Genomic DNA, 5,544 nt, shown 5'->3' with positions numbered 1-5,544 from the left:
CGGCACGACAGCATACAGCGTATCGTCGGCCACCAGCGCATCGGGTGGCAAGGACACCAGCAGCGCCACCGCATCATCGGGGGCGCTGCTGGTGTCCTTGCCACCCGATGCGCTGGTGGCCGACGATACGCTGTATGCTGTCGTGCCGCGCGACGACGCCGTCCGCGTGGCGCTGGTGTCGCCGTCGGAAGGGGCGGCCAGCGAAGCCCTGTTCCTGGAGCGCGCCCTGTCGATCGGTGCCGCGCCCTTCATTCAGATTGATCGGTTGGCCTCAGCGCCGGTGAGCCGCGAAGCGCTGGCGCGCACCAGCCTGGTACTTTTCTGGGATATGCTGCCGGCAGCGTCGTCGGTGGCCGCGCTACAGGACTATACGACCAACGGCGGCGGCGTCGTGATTGCCGCTGGTGCGCGACTGGCGGCGCAACGCGGCGACAACTTGCCGCTGCTCCCGGTGCGCATGAGCGGACTGACCGATCGGCTGGCCGATCGTGGCGGCACATTGCGCGACGTGCGCATCGAGCATCCGCTTTTCACCCCGTTCCGCGAAGTACCCGATGCCTTGAGCGCCGTGCGCTTCCTGCGCTATCCGCGGGTCGACATCGCCGGCGCGGTCGATGTGCTGGCGCGCTTCGACGATGGACTCCCGGCCGTGGTCGAGCAGCGCATCGGTGAAGGCCGTCTCGTGGTGTTAGCGATTCCACTCGATGCGCAGCGCAGTGATTTTCCGCTCCAGCCCGCGTTCCTGCCCTTCGTGCGACAACTGGTACTGCACACCTCGGGACGCGATGCCGTTCCGCTCTGGCGTTCCACGAGCGAAAGCTGGGCGCTGGCGCCGTCGGTAAACGATCCGGTGGTGCGCGCTCCCGATGGCGCGTTGCTGCGCCCGCGGCCAGACTCGATGGGCGCCGCCGTGCCGCTGGCGGACGCTGGCCTGTACGAAGCATTCGCGGTCACGGCCACTGGCACCGCCGTGGGTCGTGTCGCCGCCAATGCTCCGGCCAGCGAATCTGAACTCACGCCGATGGACACCACCGAGCTGTTGCTTGGCGTACGAGACGCCGAGCCCGGCACGATGGCGTCAAACGCGCCGCCCACGACGGCGGAGCTCGAGCGACGCCAGAACCCGTGGCGGATATTGTTGATCATCGTCGCGTTGGCGCTGGTTCTCGAAACGATCATGGCTACGCGCGGCTGGCGTGCCGTGGCGCGACGTGTCCGTCCGATCAGTCCGTTGTCCACGTCCTTGTCAACGTCCGCGTCCGCTTCCGACCGGAGCCCCGCATGAGTCCCGACCGTCAGCTGCTGAACACCCTCGGCGGGCTTCGCCGTCAGTGGCGTCAACGCATTCTCCTCGAGTCGCTGGTCTGGGTCGCTGCGGCCGTGCTGCTGGCGGTGTTGGCCACGATGCTCGTGCTCTCACTGTTCAGTGGTGACGGTCGAGCTCCGATCATCGCACGGGTGGTCGGCTACACGCTGATCGCGGCGGCGTTCATGCGCGGACTCGTGCTGCCGCTCATGAAACGCGCCAGCGATGCGCGGTTCGCGTTGTACGTGGAAGAGCGGGCACCGCAACTCAAACAAACACTCATCACCGCCGTGCAGGAAGCGCATGTGCCGGTGAGCCAGCGACAGTCGAGTGCGCTGTCGGCGCGATTGATGTCGCGAGCCGGTGCGGCCATCGCGCCGCTGCAGCAACGCGCAGTACTGGAACGTCCGCGCATGGTGCGCGCTGGGCAGATGCTGGGTGGTGTGGTGGCCGTTGCCGTGCTGATGCTCGTGGCGGGCCCGGCGCGTGTGCGTGAAGGCGCCACGCTGCTGTTCGTGCCGTTCGGCACGGCGGAAGCGGCGGTGCCGGTGCGTGCGCTCGTGATTGAGCCCGGCAACGTGGCGGTGCCGCGTGGCGGCGCGATTGAAGTGCATGCCGCGCTGGCCGGCTTTGCCGCCGACGGCGCCGAGCTGGTGTTCCGCGCCGATTCAGCAAGTGAGTGGCAGCGACTCCCAATGAGCCCCGACGCCGATTCGTCGCGTTTCCGTTCGCGGCTGTTCGACATCACGAAGCCGACCGAATATTACGTGGAGTCGGCTGACGTACGGTCGCCGACGTACACGCTCACGGTGAACGATCTGCCGGCCGTGTCGACCGTATCACTCGACCTGAACTTCCCGCCGTACAGCGGTCTGCCCGCTGAACATGTGGAAGACGGCGGCGATGTGGCCGCGATCGTGGGCACCACGGTGGTCGTGCACGCCAAGGTCACGCGCGCAGTGGCCAGTGGCAAGCTGCGCTTCGACGACGGCACGACCGCGCCGATGCCGATCGAAGGTGATAGTGCCGTGGCCGGTCGCTTCCGTGTCGCGAAGAGCGGGTTCTATCATGTGGATCTGATCACCACCGATGGCACGACGGTGGCCGGCTCGGTGGAGTATGTGATCGACGCGATTCCCGATCGCGGACCGCGCGTCACGATCGAGGAGCCGGGGCGCGACACGAAAGCGTCCAATACCGACGAAGTCACGGTGGCCGTGCAGGCCAGCGACGACCTCGGCGTCGTCGCGCTCGAACTGCGCTATCGTGTGAACGGTGGTGCAGAAAAGCGCATCGTGATGCAGGACAGCACGACGCGCCGTCCCCGTGATGCGCGCGCGGCGCACACGTTGTTTCTGGAAGAGATGTCGTTGGTGCCCGGTGACCTCGTGGCGTACCACGCCGTGGCCAAGGACGGATCGGGCCACACGGGCAGCAGCGATGTGTACTTCCTCGAGGTACGCCCGTTCTCGAAGGACTATCGTCAGGCCGAACAGCAGGGCGGTGGCGGTGGAGGTGGCGGTCCGCCGGGAGAGTCGCCCGAAGGGTTCGTGGCGCGACAAAAGGAAGTGGTGGCCGGCACCTTCAACTGGCTGCGCGACAGCAGCACCACCGTGGCCAAGAAGCGTCGCGAAGACATCACCACACTCACGATTGCCGAAGGACGGTTACGCGAAGAAGTGACCAAGTTAGCGAATAGTTTGAAGGAGCGCGGTTTGGCGGCGGGTGATACGATGTTCGCCAAGATCCGGGTGGAAACCGAAGCGGCGGCGACCACGATGAAGTTGGCCGAAGACCAGTTGGGTCGTGGCCGTGGCACCGACGCGCTTCCGCTTGAACAGAAGGCGTTACAGCATCTGCAGCGCGCCGAAGCGCTGTACCGCGAAGTGCAGGTGCAGATGGGTGGCGGCGGTGGTGGCGGAGGCGGTGGTGGTGGTGGACAGAAAGCCGAAGACCTCGCTGACCTATTCGAACTCGAGAACGACAAGCTTCGCAATCAGTACGAAGCGGTGCAGCAGCAATCACAATCGCAGCAGAGTGCGAGCCAAGCGGTCGACGAAACGCTCGAGAAGCTGCGCCAACTCGCGCAGCGTCAGCAGCAGGAAAACGAGCGCATGCAGCGTCAGGCGGAAGCCATGCGGCAGCGATTAGGTCAAGAACAGAGCGGTGGTGCGGCGGGGAGCAGTAGCGGCGCGGCGGGCAGCAGTGGCCGTCAAGGGCAACAGGGCGGGCAGCAGGGCGCGCAGGGACAGCAAGCCAACAGTGGGGCGCAGCGTGAGTTGGCGCGTCAGGCCGAAGAAGAGGCGCGCCGGTTGGAACGGCTGTCTCGCGAGCAGAACAATCCGGAGCTTGGCAATGCGGCGCAGCGACTGCAGCAGGCGGCCGATGCGATGCGTCGCGCGTCGAGTGGGTCGGCGGCGCAAGGCAATGCGGCGCTGGAAGCGCTGAATCGCGCGGCGCGCAATCTCGAGGGCACTCGGTCGAACGAGCTCAATCGTGGCGTACAACAGTTGGCCGAGCGCGCGCGTGATTTGGAAGCGCGTCAGCAGGAGATCGCGGACGGTGTGAAGTCAATGCAGGGCGCGACGCCCAACACGCGCAACGAACAGCAGCGCAAGTTGGGCGAAGAGAAAGACGCGTTGGGCAACGACGTGCGCAAACTCGAAGCCGACGCTGATCGATTGGCGCGTGAAGCGCGTCGTGATCAGCCCAAGGCGGCGGGCAAGTTGGGCGAAGCGGCGGAAAGCATGCGCGACACGCGCGTGGCGGACAAGATCGACTTCAGCAAGCAGGTGATGCGCGGTGGGTCGGCCGAGTACGCGTCGCAGTTTGAGGGACAGATCGGCGAGAATCTCAAGGACGTGGCCGAGCGGCTGCGGGCGGCCACGGGGGCGATGTCGGGCGAGTCGGCGGCGCGCACGCAGGAGAAGACGCTGGAGCGCACGCGAGCGCTGGTGGAGGGTTTGGAGTCGCTGCGGGACCGCGTGGCCGACAAGCAAGGCCAGCAGGGGGGCCGGCAGGGTCCACCAGGGCAGCAGAATGGTCAGAAAGGGGGAGAGGGCCAACCGGGGCAGCAAGGCCAGCAGGGCGGCCAGCAAGGGCAAGGCGAGGGCCAGGGCCAGCAGCAAGGTCAAGGTCAGGGTCAAGGTCAGGGTCAAGCGCCGCAGGGCGGCAGTCAGGCCAACGGCGGACGCGGTGGCAATGCGAACGGGGCTGCGCGGGCTGGCGGCATGCCGACGGGGCAGAACGACGGCCAGATGTCCCCCGGCAACAACAGCGGCGGCATGATGCCGGCCGGCACGCCGGAGCAGTTTGCGCGCGAGTTCCGACTGCGGCGCGAGAACGCCGAGGGGCTCCCCCGCGAGGCGGCGGCCCAGGGCGTGGATACGCGTGAGCTGGACCGGGCTATCGAAGGCTTGCGTCAGCTCGAGAACGGCCGCGCGTTCGGCGATCCGAAGGGCATGGAGCAGCTGCAGGGGGCAATGCTGGAGCGCCTCAAGAACTTCGAGTTCGCGCTCTATCGCTCAGTGGGATTGGGCGCCGAGGGTCGTCCGGCCGCCGGGGCCCGCGCCGCGGCGCCGGCTGAGTATCGTGCGCTGGTCGAAGAGTACTACCGCGTGCTGGCGGGGTCGAAGCGGCGGCCGTAAGCCTGCGATCTATCGACACGAGAATCGTGTCACACAATTTTCGTGTTACGAGGACTGTCACGGCCACGCTCGAAGACGACGTCGCCTGCTGGGCCAGAGTCCACGCGGCCGAGCTCGACATCAGTGCCGCGAATGCTCGGCGACAGGCGCCGTCGCGTCACCTACGCGACCGAAATACGGCAGTTCTTCGTGCGTGAGCACCGTCCCATCAATGCCGACGGTTCGGTATACCCTTCGCGCGACATGTTGCACGACCGCACCGCTCGTCGTTGATACCAACGTGCTGGCGCATGCAGTCGATGCCGGCGCTGGTAAACGGCACTCCGCGGCGCGCGACTGGATGACCACGCTTTGAGAGCGGGAGACCGGTCGGATCAGCATCCACGTGCTTCAAGAGTTCTACGGCACGGTAATGCGCAAACTGCGTCCTGGCATGTTGCCCGCCCACGCGCAACGAGAAGTCCGAGCGCTGCTGCCGTGGGCGACGATTGAGATCAACCCTGCGCTCCTCGAGCGCGCGTGATTCGTCGAGTCGCGCGATGGGCTCTCGTGGTGGGATGCCCTCATCGTTGGCAGTGATCAATCCGTGTC

The 5,544-nt window shown here is 66.6% G+C and carries 2 protein-coding genes and 1 pseudogene; 2 read left to right on the top strand and 1 reads right to left on the bottom strand.

Annotated elements, in window-relative coordinates:
• Together ACLL97_RS09265 and ACLL97_RS09260 are read left to right on the top strand one after the other, a co-directional pair.
• Positions 1-1,285: hypothetical protein (locus tag ACLL97_RS09265; protein WP_411280190.1), on the top strand; the 1,285-nt coding region annotated here is incomplete at its 5' end.
• Complete coding sequence (locus ACLL97_RS09260; protein ID WP_411280189.1) at positions 1,282-4,953, top strand: DUF4175 family protein; 3,672 nt, start codon at positions 1,282-1,284, stop codon at positions 4,951-4,953. The genes ACLL97_RS09265 and ACLL97_RS09260, both read left to right, overlap by 4 nt.
• A 208-nt stretch (positions 4,954-5,161) precedes the next feature.
• Here ACLL97_RS09260 and ACLL97_RS09255 read toward each other — a convergent pair.
• Positions 5,162-5,544, bottom strand: a pseudogene (locus tag ACLL97_RS09255) (hypothetical protein); the annotation flags it as partial.

Origin of the sequence: Gemmatimonas sp. (assembly GCF_046594945.1) — a bacterium.
GTDB lineage: Bacteria > Gemmatimonadota > Gemmatimonadetes > Gemmatimonadales > Gemmatimonadaceae > Gemmatimonas.
The sequence above is the reverse complement of the archived record's forward strand: the minus strand, read 5'-3'. Positions and strand labels throughout refer to the sequence as shown.